The organism is Micromonospora acroterricola (assembly GCF_003172955.1).
Classification (GTDB): Bacteria; Actinomycetota; Actinomycetes; order Mycobacteriales; family Micromonosporaceae; genus Micromonospora; species Micromonospora acroterricola.
Genome location: NZ_QGKR01000276.1, coordinates 1 through 16520, shown reverse-complemented (window position 1 = coordinate 16520; position 16520 = coordinate 1). Strand labels below are relative to the sequence as shown.

The 16520-nt window shown below is 73.2% G+C and carries 17 protein-coding genes; 9 read left to right on the top strand and 8 right to left on the bottom strand.

From position 1 onward, the window contains the following. Positions 1 to 14: 14 nt before the first annotated feature. Complete coding sequence (locus DKT68_RS24115) at positions 15 to 2171, bottom strand: elongation factor G-like protein EF-G2 (protein ID WP_109819671.1); 2157 nt, start codon at positions 2169 to 2171, stop codon at positions 15 to 17. Positions 2172 to 2421: 250 nt separating this feature from the next. Here DKT68_RS24115 and pgsA point away from each other — a divergent pair, with 250 nt between their 5' ends. From pgsA to DKT68_RS24075, 8 genes are all read left to right on the top strand, one after another. Next, on the top strand, positions 2422 to 3051 hold the full coding sequence (pgsA, locus tag DKT68_RS24110) for a phosphatidylinositol phosphate synthase (protein WP_109819673.1): 630 nt from the start codon (positions 2422 to 2424) through the stop codon (positions 3049 to 3051). 79 nt (positions 3052 to 3130) lie between these two features. Then, positions 3131 to 4057, top strand: a complete 927-nt coding sequence (locus DKT68_RS24105; RefSeq protein WP_109819670.1) for a phosphatidylinositol mannoside acyltransferase — start codon at positions 3131 to 3133, stop codon at positions 4055 to 4057. Between the two features lie 57 nt (positions 4058 to 4114). Next, entirely contained in the window at positions 4115 to 5275 is a 1161-nt protein-coding gene (locus tag DKT68_RS24100) for a glycosyltransferase family 4 protein (protein WP_109819669.1), read from the top strand. Between the two features lie 83 nt (positions 5276 to 5358). Continuing rightward, positions 5359 to 5862 carry a hypothetical protein gene (locus DKT68_RS24095; protein ID WP_109819668.1) on the top strand — a complete coding sequence of 168 codons (504 nt, stop codon included), beginning with the start codon at positions 5359 to 5361 and terminating at the stop codon, positions 5860 to 5862. 137 nt (positions 5863 to 5999) lie between these two features. After that, a complete protein-coding gene (pdxS, locus tag DKT68_RS24090; RefSeq protein WP_109819667.1) occupies positions 6000 to 6917 on the top strand; it encodes a pyridoxal 5'-phosphate synthase lyase subunit PdxS in 918 nt (305 codons plus the stop codon). Between the two features lie 122 nt (positions 6918 to 7039). Continuing rightward, the gene (pdxT, locus tag DKT68_RS24085; protein ID WP_109819666.1) at positions 7040 to 7642 is read left to right on the top strand and encodes a pyridoxal 5'-phosphate synthase glutaminase subunit PdxT; all 603 of its coding nucleotides are present in this window, start codon (positions 7040 to 7042) and stop codon (positions 7640 to 7642) included. 261 nt (positions 7643 to 7903) lie between these two features. Then, a complete protein-coding gene (locus tag DKT68_RS24080; protein ID WP_089016673.1) occupies positions 7904 to 8656 on the top strand; it encodes a YebC/PmpR family DNA-binding transcriptional regulator in 753 nt (250 codons plus the stop codon). A gap of 27 nt (positions 8657 to 8683) precedes the next feature. Then, positions 8684 to 9304, top strand: coding sequence for a DUF402 domain-containing protein (locus DKT68_RS24075; protein ID WP_109819665.1), 621 nt, complete (start codon positions 8684 to 8686; stop codon positions 9302 to 9304). Between the two features lie 203 nt (positions 9305 to 9507). Here DKT68_RS24075 and DKT68_RS24070 read toward each other — a convergent pair whose 3' ends face one another. The 7 genes from DKT68_RS24070 to DKT68_RS24040 all read right to left on the bottom strand — a co-directional run bounded on the left by DKT68_RS24070 (position 9508) and on the right by DKT68_RS24040 (position 15728). Further along, positions 9508 to 10569, bottom strand: coding sequence for an ABC transporter permease (locus tag DKT68_RS24070; RefSeq protein ID WP_109819664.1), 1062 nt, complete (start codon positions 10567 to 10569; stop codon positions 9508 to 9510). Further along, positions 10566 to 11459 (bottom strand): ABC transporter ATP-binding protein, encoded by an 894-nt coding sequence (locus DKT68_RS24065; protein ID WP_109819663.1) that lies wholly within the window; start codon positions 11457 to 11459, stop codon positions 10566 to 10568. Before DKT68_RS24065 ends, DKT68_RS24070 begins: the two co-directional genes overlap by 4 nt. A gap of 81 nt (positions 11460 to 11540) precedes the next feature. Continuing rightward, entirely contained in the window at positions 11541 to 12263 is a 723-nt protein-coding gene (locus DKT68_RS24060; protein WP_236647048.1) for a response regulator, read from the bottom strand. Next, a complete protein-coding gene (locus tag DKT68_RS24055) occupies positions 12260 to 13573 on the bottom strand; it encodes a sensor histidine kinase (protein WP_109819662.1) in 1314 nt (437 codons plus the stop codon). Before DKT68_RS24055 ends, DKT68_RS24060 begins: the two co-directional genes overlap by 4 nt. Before the next feature lie 122 nt (positions 13574 to 13695). Continuing rightward, positions 13696 to 14640, bottom strand: a complete 945-nt coding sequence (locus tag DKT68_RS24050; RefSeq protein WP_109819661.1) for a permease prefix domain 1-containing protein — start codon at positions 14638 to 14640, stop codon at positions 13696 to 13698. Beyond that, the gene (locus tag DKT68_RS24045) at positions 14637 to 14978 is read right to left on the bottom strand and encodes a PadR family transcriptional regulator (RefSeq protein ID WP_109819660.1); all 342 of its coding nucleotides are present in this window, start codon (positions 14976 to 14978) and stop codon (positions 14637 to 14639) included. The genes DKT68_RS24050 and DKT68_RS24045 overlap by 4 nt, the downstream gene beginning before the upstream one ends. A 132-nt stretch (positions 14979 to 15110) precedes the next feature. Further along, on the bottom strand, positions 15111 to 15728 hold the full coding sequence (locus tag DKT68_RS24040; protein WP_109819659.1) for a hypothetical protein: 618 nt from the start codon (positions 15726 to 15728) through the stop codon (positions 15111 to 15113). 194 nt (positions 15729 to 15922) lie between these two features. Between DKT68_RS24040 and DKT68_RS24035 the strand changes: the two genes are divergently transcribed. Further along, the coding region (locus DKT68_RS24035; RefSeq protein ID WP_146218428.1) for a serine/threonine-protein kinase at positions 15923 to 16520 on the top strand (598 nt) is incomplete at its 3' end.

The window sequence follows — 16520 nt, the reverse complement described above, 5'->3', positions numbered from 1 at the left end:
ACCCACCCCTGAGGTCAGGGGGCCTGTTCCTTGCGGGCCTGGTCGGCCAGGTGGGTGGGCATGGGGTCGTGGCGGACGAAGTGGCGCCGGAAGGTGCCGGTGCCGGCGGTCATCGAGCGCAGCTCGGCCGCGTAGCGGAGCAGCTCGGTGGCCGGCACCTCGGCGCGGACCAGGGTGCGGCCCTCGGCGTCCGGGTCCGGCTCGGTGCCGAGCACGCGGCCGCGCCGGCCGGACAGGTCGCCCATCACCGCGCCGACCGAGCCGTCCGGCACCCGGATGGTCACCTCGTCGATCGGCTCCAACAACGCCGGCTGGCCGCGCTCGGCGGCGTCCCGCAGCGCCAGCGCGCCCGCGGTCTGGAAGGCCGCGTCGGAGGAGTCGACGCTGTGCGCCTTGCCGTCGACCAGGGTCACCCGCAGGTCCACCACCGGGTGGCCGGTGATCAGGCCGCGCTCCAGCTGGGCACGGACGCCCTTCTCGACGGACGGGATGTAGTTGTGTGGCACCGCGCCGCCGACGATCCGGTCGACGAACTCGAAGCCGCTGCCCCGGGGCAGTGGCTCGACCTCGATGTCGCAGACCGCGTACTGGCCGTGGCCGCCGGACTGCTTGACGTGGCGGCCGTGTCCCCTCGCGGGGACGGTCAGCGTCTCGCGCAGCGACACCCGGACCGGCTCGGTGTCCAGCTCCACGCCGCCGGCGCGCAGCCGGTCCAGCACCACGTCGGCGTGCGCCTCGCCCATGCACCAGAGCACCAGCTGGTGGGTCTCCGGGTTGCGTTCCAGCCGCAGGGTGGGGTCGCCGGCGACGAGCCGGGCCAGGTTGCGGGCCAGCGCGTCCTCGTCGGCCCGGCTCCGGGCGACGATCGCCACCGGGAGCAGCGGTTCCGGCATCTCCCACGGCGCGATCAGCAGCGGGTCGTCCTTGGCCGAGATGGTGTCGCCGGTCTCCGCGCTGCCCGACTTGGTGATCGCGCAGATGTCGCCGGCCACGCAGAGCTGCACCTCGCGCAGGGTGGCCCCCAGCGGGGTGTAGACGTGCCCGACCCGCTCGTCGGCGTCGTGGTCGGGGTGCCCGCGTTCGGCCATGCCGTGCCCGGAGACGTGCACGGTCTGGTCGGGGCGCAGCGTGCCGGAGAAGACCCGGACCAGCGAGACCCGCCCGACGTGCCGGTCGACGGTGGTCTTGACGACCTCGGCGACCAGTGGCCCGGCCGGGTCGCAGGTCAGCGGCGGGCGCGGCGAGCCGTCCACGCCGGCGACCGGCGGCAGCTCGTGTTCCAGCGGCGACGGGAACGCGGCGGTCAGCACCTCCAGCAGCGCGTCCAGCCCGACCCCGGTCTCCGCGCAGACCGGCACGACCGGGTAGAAGTGACCTCGGGCGACCGCCTTCTCCAGGTCCTCGATGAGCACCTCGGTGCCGATCTCCTCGCCCTCGAGGTAGCGGTCCATCAGGGTCTCGTCCTCGCTCTCGGCGATGACCCCCTCGATCAGCTCGTTGCGGGACTCGGCGATCGCCGGCAGGTGCTCCGGGTCCGGCTCGCGAACGTCGGCGGGGAGCCCGGCGGTGTAGTCGAAGACCCGGCGGGTGATCAGGCCGAGCAGGCCGACGGTGGAGATGCCGTCGTCACCGAGCATCGGCAGGTACAGCGGCATCACGTTGTCGCCGAAGACCCGCTGGCAGAGCGCCACGGCCTCGTCGTAGTCGGCGCGCGGCTGGTCGAGCCGGGCCACCGCGACCGCGCGCGGCATGTCGACGGCCGCGCACTCCTCCCAGAGCGCCACGGTGGCGGCGTCCATCCCGCCCGCCGCGGAGACGACGAAGAGCGCGGCGTCGGCGGCCCGCAGCCCGGCGCGCAGCTCGCCGACGAAGTCGGCGTACCCGGGGGTGTCCAGGAGGTTGACCTTGATGCCGTTGTGCAGCAGGGGCGCGCAGGACAAGCTCACCGAGCGTTGCTGCCGGACGGCCGCCGGGTCGTGGTCGCCGACCGTGGTGCCGTCCACCACGTTGCCGGCCCGGCTGATCGTGCCGGTCGCGGCGAGCAGCGCCTCGACCAGCGTTGTCTTGCCCGCCCCGGAGTGCCCGACGAGCACCACGTTGCGAACCCTGTCGGGTTCGGTCACCACCGGCGTGCCGCCGGCGGGACCCTTCTCCTGACTCTTCTGCGCCATGGGGCGCACCTCCCTCAGCCGGTGGTTGGTGGCGACCGCCGCGCGACGGGAAGCGGCCCGGGGCGAGTGCGCGGCGATATCCTCCGGTGGTCTGCTGCACAGCGGGAACGGGACGGGCGGGCACGTGAGCTGGCTCACCTCCCGGCTCGATCTCACACCCGTTGCCGGACAGGCACAAGCCTGCCCGTGGGCGGGTCGACGGACCGGCGGTATCGCCGGAGCTGGGCGGACCGTTATCGTGGGGACCGCCATGGCGAAGATCTTCCAAGTGTCGGCCCGCGCGGGGATGACCCGCGTCGTCGAGCCGATCGCACGTGCCCTGCTCCGCGCGGGCGTCACTCCCAATGCCGTCACCGTCGCGGGCACCGTCGGTGTGCTCATCGGTGCGCTCGGCTTCGGTGCCCGCGGCCATCTGGTCGCGGGCGCGTTGATCGTGACCGTGTTCGCGCTCACCGACCTGCTCGACGGAACGATGGCCCGGATGAGCGGTGGCTCCACCCGGTTCGGCGCGTTCCTCGACTCGAGCATGGACCGGGTCGCCGACAGCGCCGTGTTCGGCGCGGTCGCGTACTGGCTGGCCACGCAGGGCGACCACTCCGGGGTGGCCGCCGCGCTGCTCTGCCTGGCCGCCGGCGCGCTGGTCTCGTACGTGAAGGCCCGCGCCGAGGGGCTGGGCATGACCTGCAACGTGGGCATCGCCGAGCGCACCGAGCGACTGCTGATCGTCGGGGTCGGGGGAATCCTCACCGGCGTCGGCGTCGAGCGGGCGCTGGAGATCGCGCTCTGGCTGCTCGCCGCAGTGTCGATCTTCACGGTGGGGCAGCGGATGGCGCACGTCTACCGCCAGGCCCAACAGCTCCAGCCGGACGGCCAGGCGTGAGCGGAGCGCGCCCGACATCGCGGCGGCGCCCGGGCGGCGCGCCGGCGACCCGGCCCGGCACGACCGGCGGCCGGGCCGCGTGAACCTCACCGAGTTGGGTTACGTCGCCGGCTGGCGGGTGCTGCGTGCGCTTCCCCGGCCGGTGGTGGCCGCGGCGTTCCAGGCGGGCGCGGACCGCGCGCACCGCCGCGGCGGCGGGGGTACGGCCCGACTGCGCGCGAACCTGCGCCGGGTGGTCGGCCCGGAGCTGCCCGAGGCGGAGCTGGACGAGCTGGTGAAGCGTGGTCTGCGCTCGTACGCCCGGTACTGGATGGAGGCGTTCCGGCTGCCCGCGCTGAGCAGGGCGCAGATCCTCTCCGGTTTCCGGCTGGACGGCGCCGAGCTGCTCGCCGCCGACGTCGCCGCCGGTCGGGGCGCGGTGGTGGCGCTGCCGCACGCCGGCAACTGGGACGCCGCGGGCGCCTGGGTGGCGGCCACCGGTTGGCCGATCACCACGGTCATGGAGCGGCTCAAGCCGGAGGGCGTCTACGAGCGGTTCGTGGCCTTCCGGGAGGGTCTGGGCATGGAGATCCTGCCCACCCACGGTGGGCCGCGACCGGCGTTCGACGTGCTGCTGGACCGGGTACGCGCCGGCGCGGTGGTGCCGCTGCTGGCCGACCGGGATCTCTCCGCCCGCGGGGTGGAGGTCGACTTCTTCGGCGGGAAGACCCGGATGCCGGCCGGGCCGGCCCTGCTCGCGTTGCACACCGGAGCGCCGCTCTACGTGGCGTCACTGTGGTACGAACCGGACGCGGCGTGCGCCTCGCTCGCCGGCCCGCTGCCGATGCCCGGGCCCGAGTCGGGGCCGCTGGACCAGCGGGTCCGGTCGCTGACGCAGCTGATCGCCGACGGTCTGGCGGCGGGTATCGCCCGGCATCCGGAAGACTGGCACATGTTGCAGCGGATGTGGCTGGACCAGCGGGGGACGGGCGCGGCGCTGCCCTCGCCGGCCGCCGGTCAGGCCTGAGGGGGTGGGTGCACGGTGAGGCGGAGCCCCACAGTCTCGGACGAGGGGCGCTGACGCATGCGGATCGGCATCGTGTGCCCGTACTCCTTCGACGTGCCCGGCGGGGTGCAGAACCACGTCATGGACCTCGCCGAGGCGCTGATCACGCTCGGCCACCAGGTCAGCGTGCTCGCACCGGCCGACGAGGACTCCCCGCTGCCCGAGTACGTGGTCTCCGCCGGCCGGGCCGTGCCGCTGCCGTACAACGGCTCGGTGGCCCGGATCGCGTTCGGCCCGGTCTCCACAGCCCGGGTCCGCCGCTGGATCACCAACGGCGACTTCGACGTGCTGCACGTGCACGAGCCGCTCACGCTGAGCCTGTCGCTGCTGGCCGTGCTCTCGGCCCGGGGCCCGGTGGTGGCCACCTTCCACACCGCGATGACCCGCTCGCGGGTGCTGGCCGCCGCGCAGGGTGTGCTCCAGATCGTGCTGGAGCGGATCACCGCCCGGATCGCGGTGAGCGCGCTGGCCCGCAAGGTGCAGGTCGAGCACATGGACGGCGGCGCGGTGGAGATCCCCAACGGGGTGGCGGTCGCCAAGTTCGCCGACGCCGAGCCGTTGCCGGGCTGGCCGGGGGAGTGCACCCCGGGTACGGGCGGCACGCTGGGCTTCCTGGGCCGGTTCACGGAGGCGCGCAAGGGGTTCCCGGTGCTGCGGGACGCCTTCGTGGAGCTGGCGGCAACCCGTCCCGACCTGCGGCTGCTGGTCGCCGGGCCGGGGGACCCCGACGACCTGTACGACCGGTTCCCGGCCGCGTTGCGCGAGCGGGTGACCTTCCTCGGCCTGGTCTCCGAGCCGGACAAGGCACGGATGCTGCGGAGTGTGCACCTGTACGTGGCGCCGAACACCGGCGGCGAGTCGTTCGGCATGATCCTCACCGAGGCGTTGGCGGCCGGCACCACGGTGGTCGCGAGTGACCTGGACGCCTTCCGGCGGGTGCTCGACGGCGGGCGGGCCGGCCGGCTCTTCCCGACCGGCGACGCGGCGGGGCTGCGCGACGCGCTGGCCGACCTGCTGGACGACCCGGCCGGCCGGGCCGCTCTGAGCGCCTGTGGCGATCAGGTGGTGACGAATTTCGACTGGCCGGTGGTTGCCCGCCGTGTTCTGGAGGTATACGCAGCGGCGATCGAGGCGACCGATGGGCGGGTCATCGACCAGGAATGGGTGGGGCTGGGCTGAGCCGGTGTGACGGATGGTGCGGACAGTGGCCGAAGTGACCGGCACGGCCGCGCCGGGACGGACGGAAACGGAGCAGCACTACGATGCCGCACATGTGGTGGGTGGTGGCCGCGAGCCTGGTCGTGGGGCTGGTCGCGGCGTACCTCATCTGGACCGCCGGCCGGGTCGAGCGGCTGCACAGCCGGGCGGATCTCGCGGCCCGAGCCCTCGACGCCCACCTGCTGCGCCGGGCGGCGGCCGCCGCCGTGCTCGCCGAGCGGCGCTTCGGCGTCGAGTTGTACGCGGCGGCCCGGATGGCCCTGGACGCGCCCCCGGAGGAGCGTGAGGCGGCGGAGAACGATCTGACGCGGCAGTTGCGCACGGTGCAGCTGGACCCGGCCGACCCGGACTGTGGGGCGGTCATCGCGGCCAGTCGCCGGCTCGCGCTGTCCCGGCAGGTGCACACCGACCTCGTCCGTGACGCCCGGTCGGCCCGCGGCCGGCCACTGGTGCGGTTGTTGCGGATGGGGCGGGGCCGCGAGTGGCCGCGCTACTTCGACATCGACGACCCGACCCTGACGGTGCCCGCGGACGTCCCCGCCACCTGATCGACCGGGTCGCCCGGGCCGGTGAGCAGAGCCACAGCGCAGGCCACCGGGGGTCTGATTGGCTGTCGAAGCGGCGTTGGGTCCTGCGTAGCATTTTCGCTGCCACCCCCCAGAGCACGTCCGAGGAGCGATGACCCGTGCCCGAGAACAGCGCCCCGACCACCGGTTCCACCCCCGTCGTCGGCACCGCCCGCGTCAAGCGCGGCATGGCTGAGATGCTGAAGGGTGGCGTGATCATGGATGTGGTCAACGCCGAGCAGGCCAAGATCGCTGAGGACGCCGGCGCCGTCGCGGTCATGGCGCTGGAGCGGGTGCCCGCCGACATCCGCGCCCAGGGCGGGGTGTCGCGGATGAGCGACCCCGACATGATCGACGGAATCATCGAGGCGGTCTCCATCCCGGTGATGGCGAAGGCGCGCATCGGGCACTTCGTGGAGGCGCGGATCCTCCAGTCGCTGGGCGTGGACTACGTCGACGAGTCCGAGGTGCTGACGCCGGCCGACTACGCCAACCACATCGACAAGTGGGCGTTCACGGTCCCCTTCGTCTGCGGGGCCACCAACCTGGGCGAGGCGCTGCGCCGGATCACCGAGGGCGCGGCCATGATCCGCTCCAAGGGCGAGGCCGGCACCGGTGACGTCTCCAACGCCACCACCCACATGCGGAAGATCCGCCAGGAGATCGGCCGGCTCTCCTCGCTGCCGGCCGACGAGCTGTACGTCGCGGCCAAGGAGCTGCAGGCCCCGTACGAGCTGGTCAAGGAGGTCGCGGAGAGCGGCAAGCTGCCGGTGGTGCTGTTCACCGCCGGCGGGATCGCCACCCCCGCCGACGCCGCGATGATGATGCAGCTCGGCGCGGAGGGCGTGTTCGTCGGCTCCGGCATCTTCAAGGCGGGCAACCCGGCTCAGCGGGCCGCCGCGATCGTCAAGGCCACCACCTTCCACGACGACCCGGACGTGCTGGCCAAGGTCTCCCGCGGTCTCGGCGAGGCGATGGTCGGCATCAACGTCGACGAGATCCCGCAGCCGCACCGGCTGGCCGACCGCGGCTGGTGAGTGCGAGGAGTGAGCCGCTTTTGCGAGCCCCGCAGTCGCGAACGACGGAGGGATCGGTGAGTGCGAGGAGTGAGCCGCTTTTGCGAGCCCCGCAGTCGCGAACGACGGGAGGATCGGTGGGCATGACCGGGCCAACCATTGGTGTGCTCGCGCTCCAGGGGGATGTCCGCGAGCACGTGACGGCCCTGGCCGCGGCGGGCGCGGACGCCCGCCCGGTCCGCCGTCCGGCGGAGCTGGACGCGGTGGACGGGCTGGTCATCCCCGGCGGCGAGTCCACCACCATCAGCAAGCTCGCCGACATCTTCGAGATGCGCGAGCCGATCGACAAGCGGATCGCCGGCGGCATGCCGGTCTACGGCTCCTGCGCTGGCATGATCATGTTGGCCACCGAGGTGCTGGACGGGCGGCCCGACCAGCGTGGCTTCGCCGGCATCGAGATGACGGTACGGCGCAACGCGTTCGGCCGGCAGGTCGACTCGTTCGAGGCGCCCGTGGAGATCAGCGGGGTCCCGGGCGAGCCGTTCCACGCGGTGTTCATCCGCGCGCCGTGGGTCGAGCGGGTCGGTGACGGCGTCGAGGTGATCGGGAGGGTGACCGGCGGCCCGGCCGCCGACCGGATCGTGGCCGTCCGGCAGGGCAACCTGCTGGCCACCTCGTTCCACCCCGAGCTGACCGGTGACCTGCGCGTGCACGCGTACTTCGTGGAGCTGGTGCGGGCCGCCTGAGGCCTCCTGTCAGCGCGGCGGGGCATGTTTTCCGGCCCCCGGTGGTTGTCCTCTGGGTGGCCCGGGCACCCCGGCGGCACCCCGAGCGGGTGCCGGGTGTGACACGCCCGGGTGTGACCTCGGTAAGATTGCCGCGGTTCGGCAGGGCCGTCGCCCGGTGCGGCATCTCCCGCAGGGCCGACCGGCCGCCGGATCGCCGGATGCGGCGCGGAATCGGTGCGGCAGTCGACGCAGGCGTGGAATGACAGACGGAGGTAGGAGATGTCCGGCCACTCAAAGTGGGCGACGACCAAGCACAAGAAGGCCGTCATCGACGCCAAGCGCGGCAAGATGTTCGCCAAGCTGATCAAGAACGTCGAGGTGGCCGCGCGGACCGGCGGCGGCGACCCCTCCGGTAACCCGACGCTCTACGACGCCATCCAGAAGGCGAAGAAGAGCTCGGTGCCGAACGACAACATCGACCGCGCGGTCAAGCGCGGCTCCGGCCTGGAGGCTGGCGGCGCCGACTGGCAGACCATCATGTACGAGGGCTACGGCCCGAACGGCGTGGCGATGCTGATCGAGTGCCTCACCGACAACCGCAACCGCGCGGCGACCGAGGTGCGCACCGCGCTGACCCGCAACGGCGGCTCGCTCGCCGACGCCGGCTCCGTGTCGTACATGTTCTCCCGCAAGGGCGTGGTGATCGTCCCCAAGGAGGGCACCAGCGAGGACGACGTGATGATGGCCGTCCTCGACGCCGGCGCCGAAGAGGTCAACGACCTGGGCGAGGCGTACGAGGTGGTGTCCGAGCCGACCGACCTGATCGCGGTCCGCACCGCACTGCAGGACGCCGGCATCGAGTACGAGTCGGCCGAGTCGTCCCTCATCCCCAGCATGAACATCCCGCTGGACGAGGAGGGCGCGCGCAAGATCTTCAAGCTGATCGACGTGCTGGAGGACTGCGACGACGTGCAGAACGTCTACGCGAACTTCGACGTCAGCGACGACGTGATGGCCGCGGTCGACGCCTGACCCGAGGAGGGTCCGGGTCCCGTGGGAGTGACGACGCGACGATTCGCGCCGGGCGACGTGGTCGTCCGGCGCGAGATCCTGCTCGGTGAGGTCTGGTTCGGCTGCCCGACGATCTGCGTCGAGGACTCGCCGGACCTGCTCGCCCTCTACCTCCCGCCGGGAGCCGAGTTCGGATTCCCGGACAGCGGCACGTTCCCGTGCGGACGGCACCCGTGGGAGGCCGCCGGGTACCGCGCCTGGCAGGGGCACGGCAAGCTGATGCTGCACCGACCCGGCGAGGCGCACTCGGTCGACGTGTTCTGGACGGGGCCGGAGCGCGCCTTCGCCGGCTGGTACTTCAACCTCCAGGATCCGCTGCGGCGTACCCCGGTCGGGGTGGACACGCTGGACCACGAGCTGGACCTCTGGTGGGGCGCGGACGCCGACCGGTACGTCTGGAAGGACGTGGAGATGTTCGCCCAGCGCCTCGTCGAGGGGCGCTACCCCGGCATGGCGGACGCCATCCGCGGCGAGGGTGACCGGATCGCGGGGCTGCTCGACGCGGGGCGGCGTTGGTGGGACCCGGCCTGGGCGCGGTGGCAGCCCGACCCGGCCTGGAAGGCGCCCCGGCTGCCGGTCGGGTGGGACCAGGTGCCGCCCGCCCGCTGAGGACGAACGTCGCGTGCGCGGTCAGCGTGCGGGCAGCGCATCGACCAGGAACACCTGGTCCGTGCTGCCGTCGCACGGTTCGGCGCAGGGCCGCTGGACCGCCACCTCGCCTGTTCGCAGCCGCCGAACAGGCGTTCGGGCCGGTGCCGTACGGGCGCCGGTGTCCTGACCGGACACCGGCGCCCACGCGGACCCGGTCTCCGTCAGCCGATGCTCTCCCGCTCGCGCCAGGCGGCGCGCACGGAGGTCCGGCCGTTGGTCCGCAGCAGCGACCCCTCGTAGATCCGGGCGCCGGCGACCACGAAGGCGCCGGCGGTGACCAGCAGGATCGCCAGCGAGACGAAGGGTTCCCAGCCCGCCGCGTCGCCGGTGAAGAGCCGCAGCGGCATGGCCGTGGGCGACGAGAACGGCAGGTAGGACAGCGCCCGCATGGCGGAGGCGTTGTCGTTGAGGAAGATCACCGCGAAGAACGGCAGCATGACGGCGAGCTGCACCGGCGTCGACACACCCGCGATGTCCTCCTGCCGGTTGACCAGCGCGCCCGCCGCCGCCCACATCGCGGCCAGCAGCACGAAGCCGAGCAGGAAGAACGGCACGAACCAGCCGATCGCCGGGGCGAGCAGGGTGAGCAGGCCGCCGCTGTCCCCGATCTGCATACCGGCGACGGCCACGACGGCGATCAGCGCGATCTGCCCGAGCGCCAGGATGCCGCCGGCTATCACCTTGCCGGCGAGCAGCGCCCGCACCGGTACGGCCGCGACCAGGATCTCCACGATCCGGGTCTGCTTCTCCTCGGTGACGCTCTGCGCGATCTGCAGGCCGAAGGTCTGCGAGGTGATGAAGAAGACGAACGCGAAGACGAACGGCACCAGGAACGCCACCACCGGGTCGACCGCGTCCGGGTCCAGGAGCCGCACCGGCGGGGCGGTGCTCAGCGCCCGGACCACGTCGTCGGGGGCCTCGTCCAGGGCGAGCACCGCCGGACCGGAGACCACGGCCGCGTCCACGTCGCCGTCGCGGACGGCCTGCTCGGCGGCACGGTCGTCGGGCACCACGCGCACGTCGAGGCCGGCGGCCCGCAGCGGACCGGCGGCCGCCTCGGTGACCGCGACGCTCTCCGGCCCGCCGGAGAGCAACGGCGGCAGGATGGTGCCGGCCGCGGCGATCAGCAGGAAGAAGAGCGTGCCGAACAGGAAGGTGCGGTCGCGGAGCTTGACCCGGATCTCGCGGGCGGCGACCAGCCGGGTGGCCTGGGTGACGTTCACTGGGTGACCTCTCGGAAGATCTCGGTGAGCGAGGGGCTGACCGGGCGGAAGGCGCGGACCGGGCCCCGGGCGAGGGCCGCGTGCAGCACCGGCTGTTCGTCGGCGCCGGCCGGCAGGTCGAACACCGCCCGTGCGCCGTCCAGCTCGACAAGCGTCACCCCGGGCTCGTCGCGCACCCACCCGGCGTCGGTCGCCACGACCAGCTCGAAGCGGGGCACGGTGTACGAGTCGCGCAGCCGCTGCCGGCTGCCGGCGGCCCGGATCACCCCGTCACCGATGATCACCAGGTCGTCGCAGAGCCGCTCGACGACGTCGAGCTGGTGGCTGGAGAAGAGCACCGGCACACCGGAGGCGGCGCGTTCCCGCAGCACGGCGACGACCGTGTCCACCGCGAGCGGGTCGAGGCCGGAGAACGGCTCGTCGAGCACCAGCACCTCCGGGTCGTGCACCAGCGCGGCCGCGATCTGGGCACGCTGCTGGTTGCCCAGCGACAGCGTCTCCAGCAGGTCGTCGCCGCGCTCGCCGAGCCCGACCCGTTCCAGCAGGGCGTCGGTGGCGCGCCGGGCGGCGGGGGCGTCCAGGCCGTGCAACCGGCCCAGGTAGGTCACCTGCTCCCGTACCGACATCTTGGGGTAGAGGCCGCGTTCCTCGGGCATGTAGCCGAACCGTTGCCGGTCCTGGCGGGTCAGGGTCGCGCCGCCCCAGCTGACCTCGCCGGCGTCGGGGGCGAGCACGCCGAGGATGATCCGCATGGTGGTGGTCTTGCCGGCGCCGTTGGCGCCCACGAAGCCGGTCATCCGGCCGGCGGCCACCTCGAAGGACACGTTCTTGAGCACCTGCCGGTCGCCGAAGCTGCGGTCGACGCCATCCAGGCGGAGCGTTCTGGTCACGGACCCACGCTAGATCGGATACGGTGCCCCGCCGTCCGCCCGCCGGGTGAGCCGGCGGGTCCACCTCGCGACGGATGCCGGTCAGCCGCCGGGGCGAACCACCCCGTTCTCGTACGCGAAGACGACCGCCTGCACCCGGTCGCGCAGGCCCAGCTTGGCCAGGACGCGGCTCACGTGTGTCTTCACGGTCGCCTCGCCCAGGTGCATGGTCGTGGCGATCTCCGAGTTGCTCGACCCGGAGGCGAGCAGCACCAGCACCTCCCGTTCGCGCGGGGTCAGCTCGCTCAGCGCGGCGACGGCGTCCGGCCCGCTGCGGGCGGCGCCGGTCGGGTCGCCGGGGCGGGCGAAGGTGGAGATCACCCGTCGGGTGATCTCCGGGGCGAGCAGGCCGTCGCCCCTGGCCAGCACCCGGATCGCCTCGACCAGCTCCTCCGGGGTGCCGTTCTTGAGCAGGAAACCGCTGGCACCGGCCCGTAGCGCGGCGAACAGGTAGTCGTCGCGGTCGAAGGTGGTGAGGATCAGCACCGCCGGCCCGCCGGGCCCGTCGCCGGTGATCCGCCGGGTGGCCTCCAGCCCGTCCATCCCGGGCATCTCCACGTCCATCAGCACCACATCCGGCTGGGTGGCCCGTGCCATCGTGACGGCGCGCGCGCCGTCCGCGGCCTCGCCGACCACGGCGATGTCGTCCTCCACCTCGAGGATGACCCGGAAGCCGGTGCGGACGAGGTGCTGGTCGTCGGCGAGCAGCACGCGGATCGGCCCGTCCGCGCCCGGCGTCGTGGGGTCGCCCGTCGGGGCGGTCACGACGACCGCCCGGCGCCGGCCGGCGCAGCCTCGTGCGGCGTCGCCGCGGGGGCGGGAAGGGGCAGCCGGGCGCGGACCCGCCAGCCGCCGCCGGGGCGCGGGCCGGCCTCCAGGACGCCGTCCTGCGCGGCGACCCGCTCCCGCATGCCGATCAGGCCCAGCCCCTCGGTGCAGGGCCGGCCGGTGGCGCGTCCGTCGTCGCTCACGTCGAGCTCCACCTCCCGTGCCAGATAGCGGATCCGCACGTCCAGCAGGTCGGCCCCGGCGTGCTTCAGGGTGTTGGTGACGGCCTCCTGCACCACCCGGTACGCCGTCTGGGAGACCGACGCGGACAGCGGGACCGGGTCGCCGTACACGCCGATGGTGGCCGTGAGCCCGGCGGCGCTGGCCCGCTCGACCAGCTCGTCGATCCGGTCGACCGTCCCGGTGGCCGGCGGCGGCGCCTCGGCGTCGCCGCCCGGCGCGCGCAGCACCCCCAGCATCCGGCGCAGCTCGTCGACGGCCGTGCGGGCGCTCTGCTCGATGGCGGCCAGCGCCGTTCGGGCCTTGCCGGGGTCGCGGTCGAACACCCGACGGCAGGCGGACGCCTGCACGCCCATCACCGACACGTGGTGGGCCACCACGTCGTGCAGCTCCCGCGCGATCCGCACCCGTTCGCCGAGCACCGCCCGCTCCCGGGCCTCGGCCTGCGACCGGCGCAGCTCCTCGGCCTGGGCGCGCAGCTCGTGCTCGCGCCGCGCGGCAATCCACGAGGTCTCCCCGAAGAAGTACGCGAAGCCGAAGGCCAGCCCGTTGATCAGTACGCCGGTGACCATCGCGGCGAGCACCGGCGGCACCGGCCCGGCCGCGTCGGCGAAGGCATCGGCCGGGATGTGGCCGATGCTCACCGCGTAGTAGATGCCCAGCCAGGCGAACATGGCGGCGATCACGCCGACCCGTAGCCGGCGGGCCAGCCGACGGTCCCGCCCCCAGGCGCCGACGGTGTAGATGGCGCTGAACAGCGCCCACGAGGAGAGCTGGGTCTCCGGGGCCGACCGTGCCTGCGCGGCGATGAACGCCGTCGCCACGACCAGCAGGGTGGCGGCCGGCCAGCGCCGCCGCCACACCAGCGGCAGGGTCACGGCGACGGTCCAGAGCAGCTGCTCCGGCCCGGACGGCGGGGGGCTCAGCAGGAACGACCCGGTGCTGCGGGCCAGCGTCAGGCTGACCAGCGCCAGCAGGGTCACCACGAGCGCGGCCCAGAGATCGATCCGGCGCTGCTCCGGCGTCGGGCCCGGGCGGCGCCATTCATCACGCTGTGCCACGGTCATCCTGGAACGATGCCACGCCGGCCGCCCCGGCCGGCCGCCGGGCGGCACGTCGGCGACGCGGCACGTCGACGGGCGGCGGCCCGACGCGGGGGTACGCGCCGGGCCGCCTGGTCGGGTGCCTCTCATGCCGTCTGTCGGCGGGTCTTCATCGCGGTGTCGATCAGGTCCCACACCATCACCACGGCCGCGCCCACCGCGATGGCGGCCCCGAGGAGGTTGCGGTTGTCCGCCTCCGCCAGCCAGCTCAGCCGCTCGGCCAGGGCCGGGTTGAGCAGCCGGTCGGTGAGTGCCAACCACACCACCGGCAGCGCGAACGCCAGGTTGAGCAGCGCCTTCACGGTGAACAGGGTCCAGCTCCAGCGCCCGATCCGGTACTTGACGATCTCGAACACCGCGCTGGCCAGCAGCACGGCGATCAGCGCCGGCAGCCAGAAGGACCAGAGCGCCGGATCGAGGATCGGAATGTTGTCGCCGTTGGTGGCGCGCACCCAGGACTGGTAGTGCTGGAAGGGCAGGTATCCGATGGTCAGCGCCAACATGACCACCGACGCGATGGTGTCGGCGAGCGAGATGTCCCGGTGCACGGGAGCGTCGGGCAGCTGGTCGACGGTCCAGTCGGGCAGGTCCATGGTGGGTTGGGAGCGCTCGATGAGGGCGAACACCAGGGTGAGCCAGAAGGCGATATGAACGGTCACATGGAGGGCGATGACGATGCCGGTGCCGATGGCCCCGAAGCCGTTACCGTCCGCCACGTCGATGATCGCGACCACCGTGCCGACGATCGCCGGGATGAAGCTGAGGAGCAGCTTCAGCAGCCGCAGCCAGACCAGGTAGTAGGTCGGGCCGATGAGCTGGAGCCGGCGGTCGGCGTACCGGGCGGCCAGCAGATCCGGGTTGCCCAGCTCGGTGAGCACCTCCCGCTCGGCGGTGGTGCCGTCCTGGCCGTCGGCCCGGTCCTCGATCATGTCCTCGATCGAGGCGCGCAGCTCGGTGGCGATCTCGTCGCGGCGCTGCGGGGGGACCGAGCGCAGGGTGGCGGCGAGGTAGCGGTCGGTGAGGGTGTTCATCGGTCCACTCCTTGGATGAGCCCGGTGATGGAGGTCTGCACGGCGGCGAGGTCGTCGAGGAGCCGGGCCAGCATCGACTCGCCCTCGTCGCTGGTCCGGTAGAACTTGCGCGGTCGGCTCTCCTCGGTGTTCCACTCGCTGGTCAACAGCCCCTGGTCCTCCAGGCGGCGCAGCAGCGGGTAGAGCGTGTTGGCGTCCACCGGGAAGCCGTGGCCGGTGAGCCGTTGCAACAGTGCGTAGCCGTAGTCCGGTCGGCGCAGCGCGACCAGGCTGGCCACCACGATGGTGCCTCGACGCAACTCCTGTAGGTGCGTCCGTAGAACGTCCTCGCTAACCATGTGTCACACCATACTGTGTGGCACACACTGTTGTCTAGGTCGATAACATTGTGCCAGCGTATATCGCTGTGCGTGGGCCGGACGCGGTGCGGGGCGTCCGGTGCACACCGGACGCCCCGCACCACGTGCGAATCAGCAGGACGTGCCCTGTCGGAAGTTCCGCTCGACGAAGTCCGCCGGCCCGACCTGGAAGTAGCCCACGCCGGGGCGGATCGGGTGCCCGGTGAACAGCTCCACCCGTGACCCGACGCGCACCAGGTACGCCTCGGCGTCCCCGGCGTCGGTGCGGATCAGCGAGCCCCGCCGGCCGTAGATCTCCTCCAGTTCGGCGAAGGACATGCCGACCGTGGCTCCGGCGGGGGACCGGGGCGGCGCGGTGGCCGTACCGACCTCCACCAGTCGCCCGTCCCGGAAGGCCAGCAGGATCACGCCGGCCCACGAGCCGGTCGCGCCGGCGTGCACCACCCCGGCGCAGCCCGGCGCGACCCAGTCGATGCGCCCGGCGGCGGTGAGCGCCGCCAGGCTGGCGCCGATCCGGTACGCCCCGGCGCCGCGGACGCTGAGCACCCGCGGGTGGCGGTGCCCGCCCTCGGGCTCGACGCCCGGCGAGTCGGCGAGCCGCCCGGGGTGCGCCGGGCCGGACGTGGCGCCGGTCAGGGGCGCCGCCGCGGCCGGAGCGGCGACGGTGACCGGGACGAGCGTGCTGAGCGCCAGCGCGGCGCTGGTGACGAGGATCGAGGGACGGTTCATGTCTGCTCCCTGGGTGGTTGGTCTCCTGCCCTGTTAGTCACCGCGGCGGTGCCCGTGGTTCGTCGGGTTTCGGACCCGGCGCGACGCCCTGCTCGTGGACCCGCGGTGGGGCGACGCGGGTCTGCCGCCGGGTCGGTCGGCCGGTCTACTGTGACGTGGAATGCCATCCGACGGCGCTGGCCGGGGGTGACGCGGTGACGGCTCCGCTGCTGATCGGGCCCTACGCCATCGAGCGGCTGCTGGGCGTCGGCTCCTTCGCGACGGTCTGGTTGGGCTACGACCGGGCGCTCGACACGCACGTGGCGATCAAGGTGCTGGCCGAGAACTGGAGCCACGACCTGCGGGTCCGGGAACGCTTCGGCGACGAGTTCCGGTTGCTGCGCCGGTTGGAGCACGAGCGGCTGGTCCGGGTGCACGCCGTCGGCGAGCTGCCCGACGGCCGACCGTACGCGGTGCTGGCCTGGGCGGACCGGGGGAGCCTGCGGGACCGCCTGACGGCCGGTCCGATCCCCGGGCCGGCCGGGCTGCGCCTGCTCGGCGAGATCTGCGCCGGCGTCGCGGTGCTGCACCGCAACGGCGTCGTGCACCGCGACCTCACCCCGGGCAACATCCTGTTCCACTCCGCCGCCAGCGGGGACCCCGGCGCGGAACGGGTGCTGATCGCCGATCTGGGCCTGGCCAAGGCGCTCGCCGCCGCCTCGGGGCTGACCGCCCGGGCGGGTACCCCCGGCTACATGGCACCCGAGCAGGACGACCCGGGAGCGGTGATCGACACCCGGGCCGACGTCTTCG

Excerpts from the sequence above, each read along its gene's own strand:
- DKT68_RS24080 (WP_089016673.1), top strand. The coding sequence starts at position 7,904 with ATGTCCGGCCACTCAAAGTGGGCGACGACCAAGCACAAGAAGGCCGTC.
- DKT68_RS24100 (WP_109819669.1), top strand. The coding sequence starts at position 4,115 with ATGCGGATCGGCATCGTGTGCCCGTACTCCTTCGACGTGCCCGGCGGG.
- DKT68_RS24050 (WP_109819661.1), bottom strand. The coding sequence starts at position 14,640 with ATGAACACCCTCACCGACCGCTACCTCGCCGCCACCCTGCGCTCGGTC.
- pdxT (WP_109819666.1), top strand. The coding sequence starts at position 7,040 with ATGACCGGGCCAACCATTGGTGTGCTCGCGCTCCAGGGGGATGTCCGC.
- DKT68_RS24095 (WP_109819668.1), top strand. The coding sequence starts at position 5,359 with ATGCCGCACATGTGGTGGGTGGTGGCCGCGAGCCTGGTCGTGGGGCTG.
- DKT68_RS24045 (WP_109819660.1), bottom strand. The coding sequence starts at position 14,978 with ATGGTTAGCGAGGACGTTCTACGGACGCACCTACAGGAGTTGCGTCGA.
- DKT68_RS24055 (WP_109819662.1), bottom strand. The coding sequence starts at position 13,573 with ATGACCGTGGCACAGCGTGATGAATGGCGCCGCCCGGGCCCGACGCCG.
- pgsA (WP_109819673.1), top strand. The coding sequence starts at position 2,422 with ATGGCGAAGATCTTCCAAGTGTCGGCCCGCGCGGGGATGACCCGCGTC.
- DKT68_RS24115 (WP_109819671.1), bottom strand. The coding sequence starts at position 2,171 with ATGGCGCAGAAGAGTCAGGAGAAGGGTCCCGCCGGCGGCACGCCGGTG.
- DKT68_RS24040 (WP_109819659.1), bottom strand. The coding sequence starts at position 15,728 with ATGAACCGTCCCTCGATCCTCGTCACCAGCGCCGCGCTGGCGCTCAGC.